A 19,924-nucleotide genomic window follows, 5' to 3' on the forward strand; every position below is an offset into this window, starting at 1 on the left:
CTTCATGAAAAACACTTCGGTATTTCTCTTCATGTTCCATTTTCTTCTATTCCAGACGACAACACGACCTACATAAATGGCGCAATGCCTTATTCAAGACAGGATGATTCATCCTGACATTAATCGAGGAGAGTGAATTTTTAATGAAAAAAGTATGGGTTTCGCTTCTTGGAGGAGCTATGTTGTTAGGGTCTGTCGCGTCTGGTGCATCAGCGGAGAGTTCCGTTTCGGGGCCGACTCAGCTTACACCGACCTTTCACGCCGAGCAATGGAAAGCCCCTTCCTCGGTATCGGGTGACGACATTGTATGGAGCTATTTGAATCGGCAAAAGAAATCGTTATTGGGTGCGGACGACTCTAGTGTACGTGAACAATTCCGAATCGTTGATCGCACAAGCGACAAGTCCGGTGTGAGCCATTATCGGCTGAAACAGTATGTAAACGGGATTCCCGTATATGGAGCTGAACAGACTATTCATGTGGGCAAATCTGGTGAGGTCACCTCTTACTTAGGAGCGGTGGTTACTGAGGATCAGCAAGCTGAAGCTACGCAAGGTACAACTCCAAAAATCAGCGCTTCTGAAGCGGTCTACACTGCATATAAAGAAGCAGCTGCACGGATTGAAGCCCTCCCTACCTCCGACGATACGATTTCTAAAGATGCTGAGGAACAAAGCAGTGTAAGCAAAGACACTTACGCCGAAGCAGCTAACAACGAAAAAACGCTATCCATTGATAAAGACGAGCTGAGTCTTGATAAAGCGTCTGCCTTGAAAGATAGCAAAATTGAAGCGGTGGAGACAGAAAAAAGTTCCATTGCCAAAATCGCTAATCTGCAGCCAGAAGTAGATCCTAAAGCCGATCTGTACTTCTATCCTAAAGGGGAAGACCTGCAGCTGGTTTATGTAACAGAAGTCAATGTTTTAGAACCTGCCCCACTGCGTACTCGCTACATTATTGATGCCAATGATGGCAGCATCGTATTCCAGTATGACATCATTAATGAAGCGACAGGCACAGGTAAAGGTGTGCTTGGTGATAGCAAATCATTCAACACGACGGCTTCCGGTAGTAGCTACCAGTTAAAAGATACAACACGCGGTAATGGTATCGTGACTTACACGGCCTCCAACCGCCAAAGCATCCCAGGTACCCTTCTGACCGATGCCGATAATGTATGGAATGATCCAGCCGGCGTGGATGCCCATGCATATGCTGCCAAAACATATGATTACTATAAGTCTAAATTTGGACGCAACAGCATTGACGGACGCGGGCTGCAACTCCGTTCGACAGTCCATTACGGTAGCCGCTACAACAACGCCTTCTGGAATGGCTCCCAAATGACTTATGGAGACGGGGATGGTAGCACATTTATCGCCTTCAGCGGGGACCCCGATGTAGTGGGACATGAACTTACGCACGGTGTCACAGAGTATACTTCGAATTTGGAATATTACGGAGAGTCCGGTGCATTAAATGAAGCTTTCTCGGACGTTATCGGCAATGACATTCAGCGTAAAAACTGGCTTGTAGGCGATGATATTTATACGCCAAACATTGCAGGCGATGCCCTTCGCTCTATGTCAAATCCTACGCTGTATGATCAACCAGATCACTATTCCGACTTGTATAAAGGCAGCTCCGATAACGGTGGCGTTCATACGAACAGCGGCATTATTAATAAAGCCTACTATTTATTGGCACAAGGTGGTACTTTCCATGGGGTAGCTGTAAATGGAATTGGCCGCGATGCAGCGGTCCAAATTTACTATAGTGCCTTTACGAACTACCTGACTTCTTCTTCTGACTTCTCCAACGCACGCGCTGCTGTGATCCAAGCGGCAAAAGATCTGTACGGTGCGAACTCGGCACAAGCAACTGCAGCTGCCAAATCTTTTGATGCTGTAGGTGTAAACTAAATCATATACGCTATAATCCTCATATTCTCGTCCATAGACCGTTGCCGTTGTGCAACTGTCATGTGGCCCTACTCATACAATGGACGAAAAAATAGGGGTGCAGTGTACAAGTCTGCGCCCCTTCCCCCCTTATTTATGGCGTCCCCTCAAAGGGGCGCCCTTTTCATATTCATAGAGTCCCTACGATCATTTTCGACTAAATAAGACAAATAAACCGTAAATCAGGGACTAAAGATTCATTTTGGGGTATTTTGTAAAATTAATCTTCTCGTTCGACAACCTCTGTGCTAATATCAGAGCCGAGACGATGAAATTGCAAAAAAAATAAACCTTAATATTTTACATAAGGTCATTTTTATCCAGCCTCTTCACGTTTCAAAGGAGCAACAAGACTTACATATATGACGCTAGGCTTCTGCAAACAGGGTGTTTTTTACCCCAACATTAATTAAGGAGAGTGAGTATGAATTGAAAAAAGTATGGGTTTCACTTCTAGGAGGAGCTATGTTATTAGGAGCCATTGCGCCTGGAGCCTCCGCAGCTGAAAATTCTGTTCCCGATCCGACTCAGTTTACGCCAACATTCCAAACGGTGAACTGGAAGTCTCCTTCAACGGTAACAGGCGACAATCTGGTCTGGAGCTTTTTAAATCGACAACAAAAAACATTATTGAGTCTGGACGATACCCACATCGGTTCCCATGTGCGCGAGCAATTTCGTATCGTGGATCGCACCAGTGACAAATTTGGTACAAAGCATTATCGGTTAAAACAATATGTAGACGGAATTCCCGTATTTGGAGCCGAACAGACCATCCATGTGAACAAGTCTGGTCAAATCACCTCTTATTTGGGAGCTGTCATTTCAGAAAATCAACAAGCCGATGCTAAAGAAAATACAACTCCAAAAATCAGTGCTACTGAGGCTGTATATACCGCTTATAAAGATGCAGCTATACGGGTTCAGTCTCTCCCTTCCTCCGCCCCAATCGTTCCTGAACCTTACGAGGGTACAAGTAGTGTAAGTAAAGACACTTACGGAACAGCATCTAACAATGAATTTTCAATCTCTGTTGATAAGGACTCCTTGGATTTGGATAAAGCAGCTGAACTGGAGAACAGTACATTGGAAGTGGTAGAGCCTGCATCCTCTATTCCCAAGATTGCAAATCTGGAACCAAGCGTGGACCCTACAGCAGAACTGTACATCTATCCCGATGGAGACTCCACACGTCTCGTCTATGTAACCAAAAGTTAATACTCTACAGCCCACTCTGCTGCGCACACGTTACTTTATTGACGCTAATGACGGAAAAATCGTATTCAAGTATGACATTCTTAACGAAGTGATCGGCACAGGGCGCGGTGTATTCGGCGATACCAAAACATTTGAAACCACAGTCTCGGGCAAGAAGTATCAACTAAAGGATACGACTCGTGGTAAAGGAATCCTAACTTATAACGTCCACAACACCGAGACGCTCCCCGGCACCCTGTATACAGATTCCGATAACGTATGGGAAGATCCTGCTGCGGTGGATGCCCACGCTTACGCTATCCGCACTTACGATTATTACAAGGATAGATTTGGACGCGACAGCATTGACGGGCATGGCATGGCTATCGCTTCGGCAGTCCATTACGGCGCAAAGAACTACAATAATGCCCACTGGGGTGGCACTCACATGCTTTACGGAGACGGAGACGGCACGTTATTTGCCCCTTTTAGCAGCGATCTTGAAATTGTTGCCCATGAGCTGACACACGGTGTAACCGAGCATTCATCAGGGCTCGTGTATTTCGCTGAATCTGGTGCATTAAGTGAAGCCATCTCAGATATTATAGGCAACGACATTGAGCGTACCAATTGGGATTTCGGCAAAGTCGCTTATACTCCTAATATTAAGGGCGACGCCATTCGCTCCCTTTCCGATCCTGCCAAATACGGTCAAGTCGATCACTACAGCAATCTCTATCCTGATCCTAACAACGAGGATTATGGTGGAGCCCATATTAATAGTGGCATTATTAATAAAGCCTACTATCTACTGGCACAAGGAGGCACCTTCCATGGTGTCAAGGTAGATGGAATCGGACGTGATGCAGCCGTATATATTTATTATAATGCCTTCACCAATTATCTGACTTCTACGTCTAACTTCTCCACCGCGCGTGCCGCTGTTATCCAAGCGGCCAAAGATAGTTATGGTGAAAATTCAATAGCCGTAACCTCTGCTATGAAGTCTTTTGACGCTGTAGGTGTGAGATAAGTGAAATAATACAAACTTCCCCGATATTACAAGTCTACCCCCTTCCCTTTTATGTATACGGCGTCCCACTATGGGACGCCTTTTTTCTAGTATAAAGTTGATTATGGACACTTATATTCCTGGCTTCTTATTATTGCCCCATCGCAATCCAAAGGACCAACCCTTCACATATCGGTCCCGAGTGTATGCGTTCCACAGTAAGTACTACCGAATGCCTCTGACGTTGTGTGACGGATACCATCACTCCCGGTATACTCGCATTGGCAGTGATTACATATTGTGTATCTATAAATGGCTTCTCAAATACAACGCTCACTTCGCCCCTATCTGCCCGTGCGGGTAGGTGAAAAGAAATGCTCCCATATTGTGGTGAAGCTATATGATCGTCAGAAGCCTCGTCACTGGTCGCTGATCCATCGTGAATGGCATTCAAGTCTAATTCTTCTTTCTCCGTATCGAAGGCTAGATCGATATCTTGCTCAGGCAAGATCACACGCTGCTTTGGGCGGTGTCTTCCTTCCGCAATGTGAATACTGGTTATGGAACAATCCAGTAATGAATCTTGCTCTGCCTGATCTTCCGTCGTAATAGACGGTTTATCGTTATCCATCCTGCATTCCGTATCTGACTCAGGCACAGACAACAGCAGTACAGATGCTCGATTCATCTGCATCGCTTCCTCTAGCGTTTTGGGAAGCTTATGCTTCTTCCACGCCGCTTCCTCTACAGCTTGAACGGAGGTATCCTTCTCTACAGGGGCAGGAACCGTTGCCGTCCCGCGCTGGCTCGGTCTAGGACTGCCGGAAGTCGAAGCCGCTTTTTCCTTGTTAACACGGCGGGAGGGAACCGCATTGGAAGGGTTACGTCGCGCTGTTCTTTTATCCTTAGGGCTATGGTTCGTACGATGGTTCATGGTGACCGCTCCTTTGGCACAGGAGTGAACCAGCGGTCGCTCCGCTTCATTCACCCGGCTGGGTATCATGGCTAATGCCTATAAGATAACCTATGCGCGTAACAGCGCCTGCGTCACTCCGTTGCGCAGTCCGTTATGATTTGTGCCCAGCGTTGTGCTGAGTGCTGCCACAAAAATCGTCTCCGTACCTCGCCAAGTCCGGCTTCTCCCATCCGTCGTCGCAAGTCAGGTTGCTGGAGCAGCCTGATGATGGCATCGGCCATTTCCTGCTCACCGTGAGACGGATACACAAGCCAGCCTGTCTCGCCGTGTTGTACTACCTCTGGAATACCGCCGATTCGTGAAGCGACCACCGGCACTCCTGCCGCCATAGCTTCCAGATTGACCAGCCCGAAGGCCTCATCCTTCACTGAAGGAACAACAGTCACATCGGCTAGCTGATATAGCGAGGCCAATGCTGGATGCGGAACATAGTCTAGGAATTGCACATGCTTCCCCAACCTTAGTTTACGCACCTGCCGATGCAACGACGCCGTATACGGCGTGAGGCGGTCATGCCCGTAATAGGCACTACCTGCAATGAGCAGCAGTACGCCCGGGCAGGCGCGGACGACATGCCGCAGGGCCTTGAGCAGCCGGTGAACGCCCTTCCCTGGCATCAGTCTGCCCGCAAATAATACGATTTGGCGGCCTGACCAGCCGAAATCGTCCAATCGCGCCGACCTGGCCGCTTCTGCTGCTGGAGTCCACCGTGGCAGGAAATCGCCAGGATGGATACCCAGCTTGTTTACGACGATGCGTTTCCTGACTGCTTCGGAACAGTCAGAAGCTACGATTGCTCCCAAATACGCACTGTTCACAATAATGCGATCCATTGATGCCAGTAGCCTACCCATGTCCTTCCGTTCAAGGTGAGGCTCCCGGATGAACGTGGTCGAATGCAAGGTCAGCACAACTCGGCTATTGGGCAAAGCCTCGCGAATGGCATACGCAACTGCCGGGCGGTTGTGTACATCTACTACCGCTGGTGACCATCTCTTTAAATCGGCAATCACCTCAGAAATATAACCTGCTCCCCGCGTAAAACGCATACAGGGAATTCCGTCGACATCGCCATGATCCGATGCCTCTGCTCCCTTTATGCCATAGATCTGCGCCTGAAGCTCATGACTAGCCAGCGGTACCATGCGGGCAATTACCCGCTCCACAGAACTGCTGCGGGGCGAAGGTATAACAAAGGAGCCCGGTGTAACAACTGCTACCTTCGGCCTCTGCATCACCACACCTACTTTCTGACCTTATTCCAACACTCTGCAACACTCATCTTGTATCATATCGTCTGCCTCCCTGAAAGGTGCCTCGCTTCTAACTTTGGGCTTACCGCAAGGCTAGCGTCCATGCCTGGCCGATCTTTGATACATATGATGGACTACAATCACAGTATGATCAGTTGGAGTGCTACAAGGAGGGCGGACATACTCATGTTGCATGTCGGCGTCATGCTCAACCCGGCAACCTACCGGGGCATTCCCGCCATGAGGACGCGATATGAATCCATCGCCAATTACGAGGACGCCGGGTTAAGCTACGAGCTCATCCCCTGCTTTCTTCGTCTGGAGGATATTCATATAGCGACCGGAACATGCCGGGCTTTTGTTAAACACGGCAACGAGTATCGGCAAATGACTCTTCCGTTGCCGCCGGTCATCCACAATCGGACTCTCTATCGGCAAAATGAAAATGCTAGAGATATCAACAAGCTTGTACAAAAGGGATACTATATTTTTAATGAACAAAACCGTTTCCCCAAAGACCATATACATGCAATTCTGCAGGAAGACCCTCTGCTACGCATCCACCTCCCCAAAACCTTGCAAGGCAACCTTTCCTCCATCCATACCTTAATGGAGGAAACCGGAGATGTTGTCATTAAACCCAGTAGCGGTAGCGTGGGTAGAGGAATTATGCGTCTGCGGCATTCCCGCGGAGGCTGGACTTTGCAATGTGCACATCCTTCTATACCTGAGCGTTGGTCCACACTACGTTTGCATGTCGGAGAACTCCCGTTATTTCTACACAAACGACTGCTGCATGTGCCTCATATCGTACAGGAAACCATACCGCTTGCTTTGTACAACAATCGTCCGTTTGATATCCGTGTGACGGTTCAGCGCGGATATGGCGGTATCTGGGGTGTGACAGGCATGTTCGCTAAAATTGCTCCTTCCCACACCTTTGTCTCCAATGTGGCACAGGGGGGGACGGCCCGTTCCTTACTGGAGGTGTTATCACAAACAGAGACGGTTCAGACTTCGAACGCAGTCCGGTTAATGAATGAACTAGAGCGGCTCTCGTTACAAATCGTGCACCGACTGGCACAAACCCTTCCTCGTCTCGCCGATGTCGGTCTGGATCTGGGAATTACCCGTGAAGGCAAGATTGTTTTTATCGAATGCAACGGTCGTGACCAGCGCTATGGCTTCAGCCAGGCTGGCATGCACAATGTCTGGAAAGAAACATACACTCAGCCGATGGCTTACGCTCGTTGGCTTCTCGAACGGATGCCTTCGTCAGATACCGAACGTTCACCAGGCCGTCCACTGTATTGATTTACGTCACATTCTGTGTCAATATAGTTCAGAGCGGCCGGACAGGTTCCGGCCAAGACGGCTCGGAAATGAACAAGGGGGATCTGTAATGGCAAAACAGTGGCTGCGGCTCATGACGGAGCTATCATCGCGCAAGTGGGTGTGCCGGATTGTGGGCTCCTTCGCGCAAAGCGGTGCAAGCCGACTTTTTATCCCCACCTTTATACGTACGTACCAGATCCAGACGCATGAGGCTGAACAGGAATGGAAGGAATACCGTTCTCTGAACGCCTATTTTACACGCAAATTAAAAGCGGGCATGCGCCCGATTGATACGAACGCCGAGGTGATGACCAGTCCGGTGGATGCACGGATTACTTTCACTGGCCCAATTACGTCCGGCACTCTTTTGAATGTCAAAGGGCAGGACTATACGCTGGAAGAGCTTCTTAACCGCTCTCCGCGTCTTGAAAAATACACACACGGCTATGCTTTTGTACTCTATCTCAGCCCGACGGATTATCATCGCATTCATGCACCAGTATCCGGTACGCTGGTAGAAAAAGAGCATCTGCGCGGCAAGGTATACCCAGTGAATGACTTCGGCTTGCAGCATATGCGAGCAGTTCTTAGCCGCAATGAACGACAGATTACGTACATCGCCCACGAATACGGTGAGGTGGCGGTCGTTAAGGTTGGCGCAATGAATGTGAGTAGCATCAAATATACGGATGATAAAGCCGTCTCATGGACAAAAGGAGACGATCTCGCCTATTTCGAATTTGGGTCAACCGTCGTTTTGCTAACTGAGAACGGTACGTTTGAGCCAGACCCCGCATTGAAGCTGGGGGATGTGGTGAAAATGGGACAACGTCTGGGTTGCTTTCGACATGATCCCAAAGCATAAGTGAATATATCATAACAGGATTATAGCTACACATATGAGCATTGGGATCGAATGATATAAATTGCTCATATAAAAAAGGACCCGGCGTAATGGCTCGGGTCCTTTTTTTGGAATTTATCCTTTATATTTGTCATGCGTTACTCCCATTATGCCTAAATCCGAAACAGCTTGTCCACCGTCTATAACATTACCGGATCTCAGACGGACTTTTCCCCGTGTATTGCTTGAATTGGCGGCTGAAAAAAAAGATGTCACGATACCCCAAAGCCTCTGCCACCTCGGTCACATTCATTCCCGCATGCAGCAGTAGATGCTGTGCACGCTCAATCCGCATGCTGATAATATGAGATTGCGCGGAAACACCTAGCAGCTCCTTGAATTTAATCGAAAAATAACGCGGTGACAGCCCTGCCCGTGCAGCTAAATCCTCGACGCGATGAGGAAGTCCCGGATGCTGACGCACGTAGTTGGCCGTTTCCCGAATGACCTCGGTGAGCTGGTTACTGGCCTGTTGCTCCTGCGGCTCCTTACGGTCCGCACGCAGCAGATGAATCATCAGTTGTTTTAGAATCAGCTTGCCTTCCTCGTCAGCTCCGTAAGCACGCTCCAGGCGCAGTCGAACGTACCTGGCAAGCATATGCTCTACCTCGAACGTTTCCTCCAGCATACGGTAGCTTGCAGGGACTAGCTCTGGTTGTTCGATGAGATCAAAATGAATATAGGTAAGTATGAGCGGCTTTTGCGGGTTATGTGTGGCACGGGTATCATCCCCCGGCTTGAACAGGAAGCAACTCCCCTTGCTCACCGGATACGATGTTCCGTTTAAAACCACTGTTCCTTCTCCGCTCCATACATAGAATAAATCATAGTTTGGCATCGGCTTCTCGCGTACCTGCCATTTCCAGCCCGGCTCGCACACAATTTTGGCGAAGGCCGACAACAGGATAAACGATGACGCAGATGTATCCAGCAAAATCTGCACCTCCTCTTGTTAATCTTTGGTTGTCCTCTATCCCGTTAATTTATAATATAAGCTCAGCGCCTTCATTAAGCAAAAAAATGCGTTTTTATGCTCCCAGATGCTTTTGCGTGACGCTTACCGTGTGTGATGCTATAATATGTAATCAAAATGACTTGGAAGGATGAAACGGGAATGAATCCACTGGCAGCGCAGTTAAACCAAAACATTCAGACAGGCAACGAGCATGTATATCAAATGCTTTCTCTTTTAGGGAAAGAAATTTATTTCCCAAAAGAGGGGATTTTGAGTCAATCCGCAGAAGCCGGGAAGCTTGCTAAAAAGTACAACGCCACGATTGGTATTGCTACGGAAGGTAACGGTCCTATGCATTTGGAGGTCATTCAGGAGAAGCTGTCCGCTTACAATCCCAAGGATTTATACCCTTACGCACCCCCTGCGGGCAAACCTGAACTTCGTAGTGTATGGCGTGACAAAATGCTGAAGGAAAACCCTTCATTGGCTGGAAAAGGTTATGGCCTTCCCGTAGTTACGAACGCGCTGACCCATGGTTTGAGCATCGTTGCCGACCTGTTCACGGATGAAGGGGACGCTGTCATTTACCCAGACAAAAACTGGGAAAACTATGAGCTGACTTTCGGTATTCGCCGTCATGGACGTTTGGTGAATTTCCCGTTGTTCACAGAGGATCAACGTTTTAATAGTGAAGGATTACGCGAGGCGCTACTGGCACAGAAAGAATACGGCAAAGCAATCGTTGTGCTGAACTTCCCGAATAACCCGACGGGCTACACACCGGGAGTCGAAGAGGGTAAAGCGATTGTTGCTGCCATTCAGGAAGCCGCAGAAGCAGGCATCAATGTCGTAGTTGTGACGGATGACGCTTATTTTGGTCTGTTCTTCGAGGACTCCCTGCATGAATCACTATTCGGTCAGTTAGCTGGACTTCATCCGAGAATTCTACCCGTCAAAATTGACGGAGCTACCAAAGAAGAATTCGTTTGGGGCTTCCGTGTCGGATTTATTACCTTTGCTTCGGAACATCAGGATGTACTGAGCGCACTGGAACAAAAAACATTAGGGATTATTCGGGCAACGATTTCGAGCGGTCCTCACCCATCTCAAACCTTCGTCCTGGATGCCCTCAAATCACCCGATTTTGAACAACAGAAAAATGAAAAGTTCCAAATTATGAAGGGGCGGGCTAATAAAGTCAAAGCGTTGCTCGATAGTGGAAAATACGGAGATGTATGGAGCTACTATCCTTTCAATTCGGGTTATTTTATGTGCCTTAAGCTGAACGGCTTGTCCGCTGAACGACTGCGCACACATTTGCTGGAACAATATGGGGTAGGAACAATTGCGCTGGGTGAATATGATCTCCGAATCGCATTCTCATGTATCGAGGAAGAGTATCTGGAAGACCTGTATGACATTGTTTACCGTGGCGCACAAGATTTGTTGAACGCATAATATGTAACAGATTCAATATAGCATCATTAGCGGTATGCCGGATGTTGTGGCATACCGCTTTTTAATGGGCTGAACCATTGTAAGTCACACTTCGAAACAAACTATCCTTCAGCAGCGAGCATTGATTCTTGTGCGAGTGGCAGCAGGATGACTACCTCCGTTCCGACTCCGGGCTCACTCTCATAGTGTATACTTCCGTTCATGGCTTCAATGATTCGAAAGGAGACGACCGTTCCCAGTCCCGTTCCTACCTCTTTGGTTGAAAAAAACAAAGTACCCACTCGCTCCAGATGCTCCTGACTCATGCCTTTTCCTGTATCCCTAATATGCAGACATGCCTTCTCTTCCTGAATCGCCAGCTTTATGTATACCCTGCCTCCATCATCCGCAGCTTCGATCGCATTTTTCGTCACATGTATTAACGCCTGTAACAGCTGATTACGATCCATATGTACGTATATTTCATTCCTTAGCTCAGTATACAGTCTTACGCCTTGCTTGGTCGCCATCGGTTTCAAAAGCAAAACAATCTGTTGAACCATGCCAGACAGATCCATCAGCTCTGTGTTCCCAATCTGCGGTCTGGATAAGTTCAGATAGTCGCTAATAATTCTTTCAGCCCGATCGACCTCTGCTAGTGCCAAAGCAATATATCTGCGATTTTTCCCTTCTAGCCCTGACTGAACCATTTGCAAGAACCCTTTAATAACGGTCAATGGATTCCGTACTTCATGAGCCATAGAGGCAGCCAGTTCACCTAACGTATTCAGATGCTCAGCATATTTAATCTTTCTTCTCATTTCTTCCCGTTCCAAACTAAACTCCATCCAGAAAGAGGAGGCTCCAATGCTTAGGAATTGAATCATACCGAACCAGAGTATTGCCCGGATCAGCTCGATCTCATCCTTATCTAGCCTTCCATTGACCCAGGAATGTATTAACAGAAATATAAACATGGCAATACTAGTCCATATACTCATTAGCATATTCATGCCCACCCGAAGCAATATACTATTGAGCTGCATAAACTTTTTTCTCACCAAGAGAGGCCCCAAATAACACAACATCATGCTGGGAAAACTCACCACTATAGACTCAGGATCTATATACATACGAGCCATCACCATCAACGTTATATTCAGAAGCCCTGCCTTAGGACCAAAATATAAAACAGAAAGGATCAGAGGAACATATCGAAGATCCCAAAATAGTCCATACCAAATATACGAAAACATAAGGCAAAGCACAGAAGACACACCCAGCACCCCTCCCATAAGCAACGGGGTATGTTTCATATGCCGATGATCTGACAAAGCGCTATATACCAATAACGGTACAAACACAAGAAATATGTTCACGAGCAGCTTATCTATCAGCATCTCGTCTTTCCCACTTTCCAAGTGATAATGATTACGTACTTCTTCTATTCTCGACAATACGTGTCTTTTCCTCTCTCCTCCCCTACATCTGATGAAAAATATAAGGCGATTCAGCAACATACCTGAGCAATGGCCCACGCAATCTGAAAATCCACTTCATAAGATACGATGTATCCTTTATCACAATGACCGAGAGGAGAATGAGCATGGGAGCAGAAGAAACAAGAGGCGGTTACGGTGGTTACGGCGCATTCACAAGCACAGGAACAATTCTGGTACTGTTCATTTTATTAGTTATCATCAGCAAAACGATCTTTATATAAGCTGACGGATATCTGCACCCACGGCTATGATAGCAGTACAAAAAAAGGCTAATTCGCAAGCAGCAAGTGCTGCCTGCGAATTAGCCTTTACTTTATTCACATAGATACAAATCACACTTCTTCTTCATCCTGACCGTCCAAACGCCATTTTTTGGCTTGAGCGCCTCGTAGCAGGAACACTACTGCAACTCCCCCAAGCAACGTGAGCAGTGTAGACAGTAGATCTTCCGTTCCCTTTGCCAGAAAAGGAAGCCACAGAACCACAGCAGCCGGCAACGTCAACCGAACAACAAAGTCGAGAAAAGACGCACGACGACTATGCGCAGGAATCGGATACAACTGAAGCCATAACGAATCCTTGTGATACTGCCTTAGTGAAGTGACCTGTACACCAATGAGGAATATGAAAAATAAATATACTGCAATACCAATCCAACTAGCATGGGTGATATATATAATTAACAACCCCAGAATCCCGAGCCGAATGACAATACCTGCTGGCTCTGTGCGCAGGAACGTCTTAAACAGCAGATAACGATACGCTCCCCTTCTGTTCCAAGGTATGTTACCTCCCAACCAGGATAGCCAACGGCGCGGCGTCACTCTCTGCGTAAGGGCGGGCACATCGACAAACCAGCCCAAAGTGCGCATCACCCGAGCAGCCTGCATACCCTCTGTACGAATCAGCTTTTCCCAAGCCACTAGCAGCTTGACCGGAAAACGCAGAACAAGCACGTACACCACACCGACCAATATGATAAATGGTACGCTGTGTAGTGGAGGCTGCCATAGCCATGCGGCTACCATCAGCACAGCCAACACCCACCGAAGCAGACGATAGCCTATACTCCCGCCAATCGATACCATACGAAGCTCTTGCCAGCCGCCGTAGCTGAATAGCAGCTTTAATAGCACGAACAGTAGCAGGGTCAGTAGCAACGGCTTAGGCGCGGAATCACTGCGAATATACAGCGGCCACACGATAATAGACAGCAATAGCAAACCGAATATTTTATACACCACACCCCGAATCAGGCTGGCCTTAAAATAATAGTGCATTGCGTGCTCCTGTGGACGGAGAAAAACAATATCCGCTGCGTTTAAATACGTACGAAAGCTCGCATGAGCAATCGGAATAGCCACAATAAGCATGATCCAGCGGATGGGCAAATCCGGTGGAGTATGCATTAGTAGCGACGTGTACCATGCGGCAAAGGCAATCAGTGCAAAGCCGAACACCACCGCCAGACCGCTCTGAATGACATAGCCCAGATAAGGCAACACCTGTCCCCAGAACGCTACACGTCTTTCTTTATGCAGACGTTGCAAATCCATGCTCATTCCCTGCCCTGTACCAGCTCATAAAATGCATCTTCCAGCGGCATGCCCGGCTTACCCGCCTGTGCTGTCACTTCGTCCAGCGTACCCTGCGCAATGATGGCACCCTGATGAAGTACAATGAAACGATCGCAATAATTTTCAATCGTGGACAAAATATGAGAACTGAGTAGAATGGACGAACCCGAACGCTTCATCTCTAACATAAAGTCAAGCAGGGAACGAATACCAAGCGGGTCCAAACCCAAAAAAGGTTCATCTATGACATACAACGGCGGTCCCGCTAAAAATGCACACATAATCATCACTTTCTGGCGCATCCCTTTAGACAGGTGCATCGACATACTTCCACTTTTATCCCGCATACGGAACAAGTCCAGCATTTGATCACTGCGTGTGCGGAAATCTGCTTCGCTAACTCCGTACGCTCTGGCCGTGAATTCCATATGCTCCATCACCGTCATTTCAGGATACAGCTCTGGAGATTCAGGTACAAAAGCAATGGCTCCCTGATATTCCTCGGGATTTTCATCCTGCTTATGCCCCTGCACACGAATTTCTCCGGCCTGCGGTGTCATCAGGCCCAAAATATGCTTCATGGTCGTACTTTTCCCGGCCCCGTTCAGACCAATCAGTCCTACCATTTCGCCCGGTTTCACATCCAGCGAAATCTGATGCAACACCGGGCGCTTGGCGCTATATCCGCCGGTCAGTCCGTTAATTTGCAACACAGGCTGTTGTTCCATGGCTCCCCCTCTTCTCCCTTACTCGTTCGGTTTTGATCCTTTTTCCTTCAGCCATCTTGGTGCACCCTTGTTTTTGCGATCACGCTCGCGCTGTGCTTTTCCTGCTTTGGACAAGGCTGCACCTTTGCTCTTGCCTGGAGCTGAACCGTTCGCGGAATTCCTGCCAGGACGTCCGTTTTCGGCACGAACAGGTGCCTTTCGGTCCTCCGCCGATGCTCCGTTAGATAAGGATCTAGCCTCGGAGGGTCTTACAGGTGCACGCTTGGCATCCGCCGGACGCGGCACAACTACTCGACCTCCATGCAACGCACGCTCTGCGATGTCAATGCCCAGTTCACGGGAGAACTTACGCATGATGAACGTTTCACGGTCAGTGACAACCGATGCCACCAATCCTTTGCGTCCCATCCGTCCTGTCCGTCCTGCACGGTGAACATAAGCTTGACTATCCGTAGCCGGATCAAAATGAATAACCATTTCAAGGCCCTCAATATCCAGACCACGGGCTGCCACATCCGAAGCGACCAGCACTTTGAGCTTGTCCTCACGGAATCGGGCCAACACATTGCTACGCGTGACTTTATCCGCATCTCCATACAAGGATGCCGTAGTCAGCCCCATATGCTTGAGCTTGGCCTCAATCTCCCCGATGGCATTGGTTGTATTCACGAACACCAGCGCTTTTCTCGGATTAAAATGACGTACCAGACGGCGCAGCATATCCACCTTATCCCGTTCTTCAGATACAAAGTAATAGTGTTCCAGTCCACTGGCCGTCTTCTGGTCGGGATCAATCCCAATTTCTACGTATTCACGCATCTCCCGTTTCGCCAGCGACTGAATCTCGTCGTTCAGCGTTGCGGACAGGAATACCAATTGACGATCACGTTGGGCGGTGCCCAATATATTGGTTACATCGCCTGCTCCGCCGAGCTGGAACATCTGATCCACCTCATCGATAACAATGGCTGTAATATTGTGCATTTTCAACTTTTTTGAAGCGATGAGTTCCCGTACACGTCCTGGTGTGCCCACGACAAGCTGTGGATGATCCTTGAGCTTTTCGATTTGACGTTTGATAGCCGCCCCACCAATCAGACCGAGTACACGGATTCCGCGATGCTCACCGTAGCGCTGACCCTCACGTACAATTTGCATGGCCAGTTCCTGGCTTGGAGCTAGTATCAGCTTTTGCGTAGCCTTTTTCTGCGGATCAATCGCTTGCAACAGCGGCAGCAAATAAGCCAGTGTCTTGCCTGTGCCAGTTTGTGAGCGCGCCAATACATGCTTTCCCTTCATTATTTCCGGTATAGCCTCTGCCTGAACTGGCGAAGGCTGTGTAATTTCATGCTCAGTCAGTTTGTCCAACAGATCTTGTTCAACGCCGAGCGATTCAAAATTCAATGTCATGAAAAGGTCCAACCCCTATACGTAAATTCGTTACTCTCCATTATATGCGAAAATTCCTCTGTTACCAAATCACAAAAATAAAAGATGTCCCTCACCATAGCTAATGGCTTACGGGACATCTTTTATTTCTTATTCATCACCCCATGACCCAGCCTGTCGGTCAGTCTGGGAGCTAACTGATACAGCTTGAGAAAAGGAGATACCCACCGTGGCAGATTAACCTCCTCCTTGCGAAGCTCCATCGCTCTTACGATATGCCGTGCTACCTTATCTGGTTGTAGCATAAACCAGCTTACATTTCGAACATATCCTCCTGAAGGATCTGCCAGCTCAAAAAAGGGTGTGTCGATCGGTCCGGGGTTAATCGTCGTTACAGTCACTCCACTCCCGCGCAGCTCTTGCCGGAGCGCATTGCTGAAACCGAGCAACGCATGCTTCGTCGCCGTGTAAGAAGACGATTTGGCTGTCCCGATTTTCCCGGCCATTGATGCTACATTGACAATCTGTCCAAGGCCCCGCTCTGTCATTTGTGGCAGAAACGCCTTGATGCAGCGAACAACACCCATGTAGTTCACGTCCATCATTTGTTCAAACTCCGTCAGGTCGGTTTCATTAAAATACTCAAACTTTCCGTAGCCCGCATTGTTAAGTAATATATCGACCCGTCCGTACTGTCCCAATACTCGTGCTGCAACAGCCTCTACCTGCTCCTGGCGGGTGACGTCCAGTTGGATAAGCTCATGTCTGCCGCTGATTCCCGCAGATACTTGCTTCAGTCGCTCCTGCGAGCGTGCTGTTAAAATAGGAATCGCGCCCTTTTCGCTTAACAACTGAGCGCAAAGGGCGCCAATCCCACTAGATGCACCTGTAATCACAACTATCTTGTCCTGTAGTATACTCACGCTCATCCCTCCACATTAAAGAAACTTGCTCCTTTAATATTAAGAGATCATCACCTGAATATCCAGCTCACCGATTCCTTCCACCGTGAGCGGAATATAAAGGGCACGCTGAGGCACAAAAGTGGTCAAGTTTTCTGATTTCATGACCTGCGGAGGCGTAATATCCACGACAATTCCCTGACTGGACAAAATCGTACTGGCATTACCACTAATCATATTGCCCAATTCTGAAATTGCGCTTTTTCCCATCTCATCAATTTCAGTCAACACAAATCCGCCCATCATCGCTGATACCATACGTAGCGCCACCTGTTCATTCAGGCCGAACACAATATTTCCGCTAAGCTGTCCGGTCATCCCGATCATAATCCAGATGTGGTCGTCCACCAGCTCGACATTTTTCACACCAAGATTTCCGGATGAAGGAGATACTTGGATCAATTGTTCAATGACCCGTCGCGCCGACTCCAAAAAAGGATTTATCACTTCTGCCTTCACGATCAAAGCGCCCCTTTACGATGGGCTTTTAGACACACAACAAAAGTCCCATTTAAATTAGAATTTTTTAATTAAATATTACTGTAAAACGAATCGATCCTCATTAAAATGCTCTCTATATCACTTATCGACAGCTACCCGGTAATTTTTTATAGCTAAACCACAAAAAATGTGAATAATGTCCTATATCCTTACTTCTTACCGGTTTTAGATTGATTATTTTTGAAGGATATCAGGACTTTAGTCTTTATTCCCCAATATACCACACTTTAAGGTGCTCTGCTTCGATTCATTGCCCTTCCTGCTCGAATAACCTATAATTTAATGAAATAAAGCATAACGACGGTTTTACATATGAACCTATGGATTGGCTAAAAATATTCATTCTATACAGCTGCGATAAGATTAAGAAAAGAGAGGAGGAACTTCATGAACATCAGTCAACTCGAAACACTTATCATGATTTCCAAAACGATGAGCTTCCGCAAAGCCGGAGAACTTCTCAATTTGACGCAGCCGGCGGTGTCCGCCCAAATTAAAAGTCTAGAGGATGAGTTCAAAACCATCCTGATTGACCGCAACCAGCCTGTCACCCTGACCGACCGGGGAGCTGTTTTTTTGGAACATGCCGAGCGCATATTAGAGGTTGTTGAGGAATTAAGACAAAAATTGTACGATCTAAACGAAACACCACAGGGTCACATTGCGCTGGGTACCACAACATCCATCGCTATTCAAATTTTACCGCGCGTGCTTTCCTACTTTCAGGATCAGTTCCCTCTCATCAAAACCTCCATTCAATCCATGGCTTCCTCCATGATTTATCAGCAGGTGGAGAACGGACTTATTGATGTTGGCATCGGCTATCTGATCGAACGTAATCCTAATTTAAGCACTTCGGTTCTGTATTACGATTCCTTTGAGCTAGTCGTGTCTCCTACTCATCCGCTGGCTTCACAACCACATGCTACCATTGAAGCCCTTCGGGAAATTCCGCTGATTCTGCTCTCTCCTGATACGGTGGGACGAAAATTCGTAGACGATGTATTTAAAAAGCACCAAATCGTGCCTCATGTCGTGATTGAGTTGTCCAGCAGTGAGGAAGTCAAACGGATGGTCGAAATTAATCTCGGTGCGGCCATTATTTCCAGACTATCGGTCACTTCTGAACTGCGTGCAGGCACATTAAAAATGATCCATATTCCTGAGCTGGAAGTTAGTCATCCGGTAGGAGTGATTTATAAATCCGGCCGATATCTAAACTCAGCCATGCAGCAATTTTTAAGTGATCTGAAGGGGATGCCGGAGACGAATTTCACCAGTTCTGAATAACGTAATTCGCTATGAACAACATACGCAATATAAACCCTGATACGAAAGGAAGACAGGCTATGAAATTTGATCTGCACACCCATCATTTCCGCTGCGGTCATGCAGACGGAAACATTCGAGATTACATTGAAGCAGGCATTCAGTCGGGCTTACAAGCGATTGGTATTTCGGACCATTCCCCTTTCCTGGGCAGCGAACAGGATCAGGCTTTTCCTAAAATTTATATGGCCAAATCACAGCTTGCTGAATACGTAGAAGAGGTACAACAGCTTAAAAAAGAATACGAAGGCCGTATTGACGTGCTCCTCGGATTGGAAACGGATTATTTTCCTGATTTTGCTGAATTATATCGTTCCACTCTGGCTCCTTATCCATTTGATTATCTCATTGGGTCGATTCACAATGTCGAAGGGGACAGCATTTTTAACCGTAACCGTTGGAACAAATTAAGCGACGCTCGTAAAATCGAGGTCAAACAAGCCTACTATGCGCTCATTCAGGAATCTGCGCGAAGCGGCATGTTTCAGATTTTAGGCCATATTGACGCAATGAAGGGGAACTTTCCAGCCTTTTCAGACATTCCTGCTGATGAAGCCATTGATGAAACCTTGCAGGTAATTGCGGAATCCAATGTGGCGATTGAAATTAACACTTCGGGTAAAACCAAACTGAGTGGCGGATGGTACCCGTCTGCTTCTATTTTAGAAAGAGCGCACCATTTTGGTGTGGAGGTTACTTTTGGTTCGGATGCCCATAAACCTTCGCGGGTAGGCGATGACTGGGAAGAAGTAAAGGCAATGCTGAAGGATATCGGCTTCCGGGAATGGGTCTATTTTAAAGAAAAACGTAAAATTTCTGTGGCGCTTTAAAATTCAAGGTGGGAATTGCCTCTCCGCAAATCATTTGGTCTTACGATCGCTACTGCAATGGGATTGTTGGGAATTT

Annotated in this window: 16 protein-coding genes and 1 pseudogene; 8 read left to right on the forward strand and 9 right to left on the reverse strand. The window is 47.6% G+C overall.

The window, feature by feature from the left end; translation table 11 throughout:
• Positions 1–143 precede the first annotated feature (143 nt).
• Entirely contained in the window at positions 144–1,922 is a 1,779-nt protein-coding gene (locus tag MLD56_RS20430) for a M4 family metallopeptidase (RefSeq protein ID WP_029518271.1), read from the forward strand.
• Positions 1,923–2,390: 468 nt separating this feature from the next.
• Positions 2,391–4,191, forward strand: a pseudogene (locus tag MLD56_RS20435) (M4 family metallopeptidase).
• 130 nt (positions 4,192–4,321) lie between these two features.
• Here the strand turns inward: MLD56_RS20435 and MLD56_RS20440 are convergent.
• Together MLD56_RS20440 and MLD56_RS20445 are read right to left on the reverse strand one after the other, a co-directional pair.
• Positions 4,322–5,104, reverse strand: coding sequence for a WIAG-tail domain (locus tag MLD56_RS20440; RefSeq protein ID WP_029518270.1), 783 nt, complete (start codon positions 5,102–5,104; stop codon positions 4,322–4,324).
• A gap of 113 nt (positions 5,105–5,217) precedes the next feature.
• The gene (locus MLD56_RS20445) at positions 5,218–6,381 is read right to left on the reverse strand and encodes a glycosyltransferase family 4 protein (protein ID WP_029518269.1); all 1,164 of its coding nucleotides are present in this window, start codon (positions 6,379–6,381) and stop codon (positions 5,218–5,220) included.
• Between the two features lie 204 nt (positions 6,382–6,585).
• Between MLD56_RS20445 and MLD56_RS20450 the strand changes: the two genes are divergently transcribed.
• Both MLD56_RS20450 and asd read left to right on the forward strand, forming a co-directional pair.
• A complete protein-coding gene (locus MLD56_RS20450) occupies positions 6,586–7,713 on the forward strand; it encodes a YheC/YheD family endospore coat-associated protein (protein ID WP_029518268.1) in 1,128 nt (375 codons plus the stop codon).
• A gap of 88 nt (positions 7,714–7,801) precedes the next feature.
• Entirely contained in the window at positions 7,802–8,599 is a 798-nt protein-coding gene (gene asd, locus MLD56_RS20455; protein WP_029518267.1) for an archaetidylserine decarboxylase, read from the forward strand.
• Positions 8,600–8,786: 187 nt separating this feature from the next.
• Here asd and MLD56_RS20460 read toward each other — a convergent pair whose 3' ends face one another.
• A complete protein-coding gene (locus tag MLD56_RS20460; RefSeq protein WP_069012637.1) occupies positions 8,787–9,572 on the reverse strand; it encodes a helix-turn-helix domain-containing protein in 786 nt (261 codons plus the stop codon).
• Positions 9,573–9,752: 180 nt separating this feature from the next.
• Here MLD56_RS20460 and MLD56_RS20465 point away from each other — a divergent pair, with 180 nt between their 5' ends.
• Complete coding sequence (locus tag MLD56_RS20465) at positions 9,753–11,051, forward strand: aminotransferase class I/II-fold pyridoxal phosphate-dependent enzyme (protein WP_029518265.1); 1,299 nt, start codon at positions 9,753–9,755, stop codon at positions 11,049–11,051.
• Positions 11,052–11,152: 101 nt separating this feature from the next.
• Here the strand turns inward: MLD56_RS20465 and MLD56_RS20470 are convergent, their stop codons facing one another.
• Positions 11,153–12,430, reverse strand: a complete 1,278-nt coding sequence (locus MLD56_RS20470; protein ID WP_029518264.1) for a sensor histidine kinase — start codon at positions 12,428–12,430, stop codon at positions 11,153–11,155.
• A gap of 206 nt (positions 12,431–12,636) precedes the next feature.
• On the opposite strand from MLD56_RS20470, the gene MLD56_RS20475 reads away from it, so the two are divergent.
• Entirely contained in the window at positions 12,637–12,753 is a 117-nt protein-coding gene (locus tag MLD56_RS20475) for a hypothetical protein (RefSeq protein WP_023990126.1), read from the forward strand.
• A 111-nt stretch (positions 12,754–12,864) separates the two neighbouring features.
• On the opposite strand, the gene MLD56_RS20480 is transcribed toward MLD56_RS20475, so the two are convergent.
• From MLD56_RS20480 to MLD56_RS20500, 5 genes are all read right to left on the reverse strand, one after another.
• The gene (locus tag MLD56_RS20480; RefSeq protein ID WP_029518263.1) at positions 12,865–14,088 is read right to left on the reverse strand and encodes an ABC transporter permease; all 1,224 of its coding nucleotides are present in this window, start codon (positions 14,086–14,088) and stop codon (positions 12,865–12,867) included.
• Between the two features lie 2 nt (positions 14,089–14,090).
• Positions 14,091–14,837 (reverse strand): ABC transporter ATP-binding protein, encoded by a 747-nt coding sequence (locus MLD56_RS20485; protein WP_013311782.1) that lies wholly within the window; start codon positions 14,835–14,837, stop codon positions 14,091–14,093.
• An 18-nt stretch (positions 14,838–14,855) separates the two neighbouring features.
• A complete protein-coding gene (locus tag MLD56_RS20490; RefSeq protein ID WP_029518262.1) occupies positions 14,856–16,247 on the reverse strand; it encodes a DEAD/DEAH box helicase in 1,392 nt (463 codons plus the stop codon).
• A 122-nt stretch (positions 16,248–16,369) separates the two neighbouring features.
• Complete coding sequence (locus MLD56_RS20495; RefSeq protein ID WP_029518261.1) at positions 16,370–17,149, reverse strand: SDR family NAD(P)-dependent oxidoreductase; 780 nt, start codon at positions 17,147–17,149, stop codon at positions 16,370–16,372.
• A gap of 39 nt (positions 17,150–17,188) precedes the next feature.
• A complete protein-coding gene (locus tag MLD56_RS20500) occupies positions 17,189–17,647 on the reverse strand; it encodes a chemotaxis protein CheX (protein WP_029518260.1) in 459 nt (152 codons plus the stop codon).
• 429 nt (positions 17,648–18,076) lie between these two features.
• Here MLD56_RS20500 and MLD56_RS20505 point away from each other — a divergent pair, with 429 nt between their 5' ends.
• Positions 18,077–18,979 carry a LysR family transcriptional regulator gene (locus MLD56_RS20505; protein WP_023990132.1) on the forward strand — a complete coding sequence of 301 codons (903 nt, stop codon included), beginning with the start codon at positions 18,077–18,079 and terminating at the stop codon, positions 18,977–18,979.
• A gap of 59 nt (positions 18,980–19,038) precedes the next feature.
• Entirely contained in the window at positions 19,039–19,848 is an 810-nt protein-coding gene (locus tag MLD56_RS20510) for a histidinol-phosphatase (RefSeq protein WP_029518259.1), read from the forward strand.
• Positions 19,849–19,924 lie beyond the last annotated feature (76 nt).

It is taken from the genome of Paenibacillus peoriae, from assembly GCF_022531965.1.
Classification (GTDB): Bacteria; Bacillota; Bacilli; order Paenibacillales; family Paenibacillaceae; genus Paenibacillus; species Paenibacillus polymyxa_D.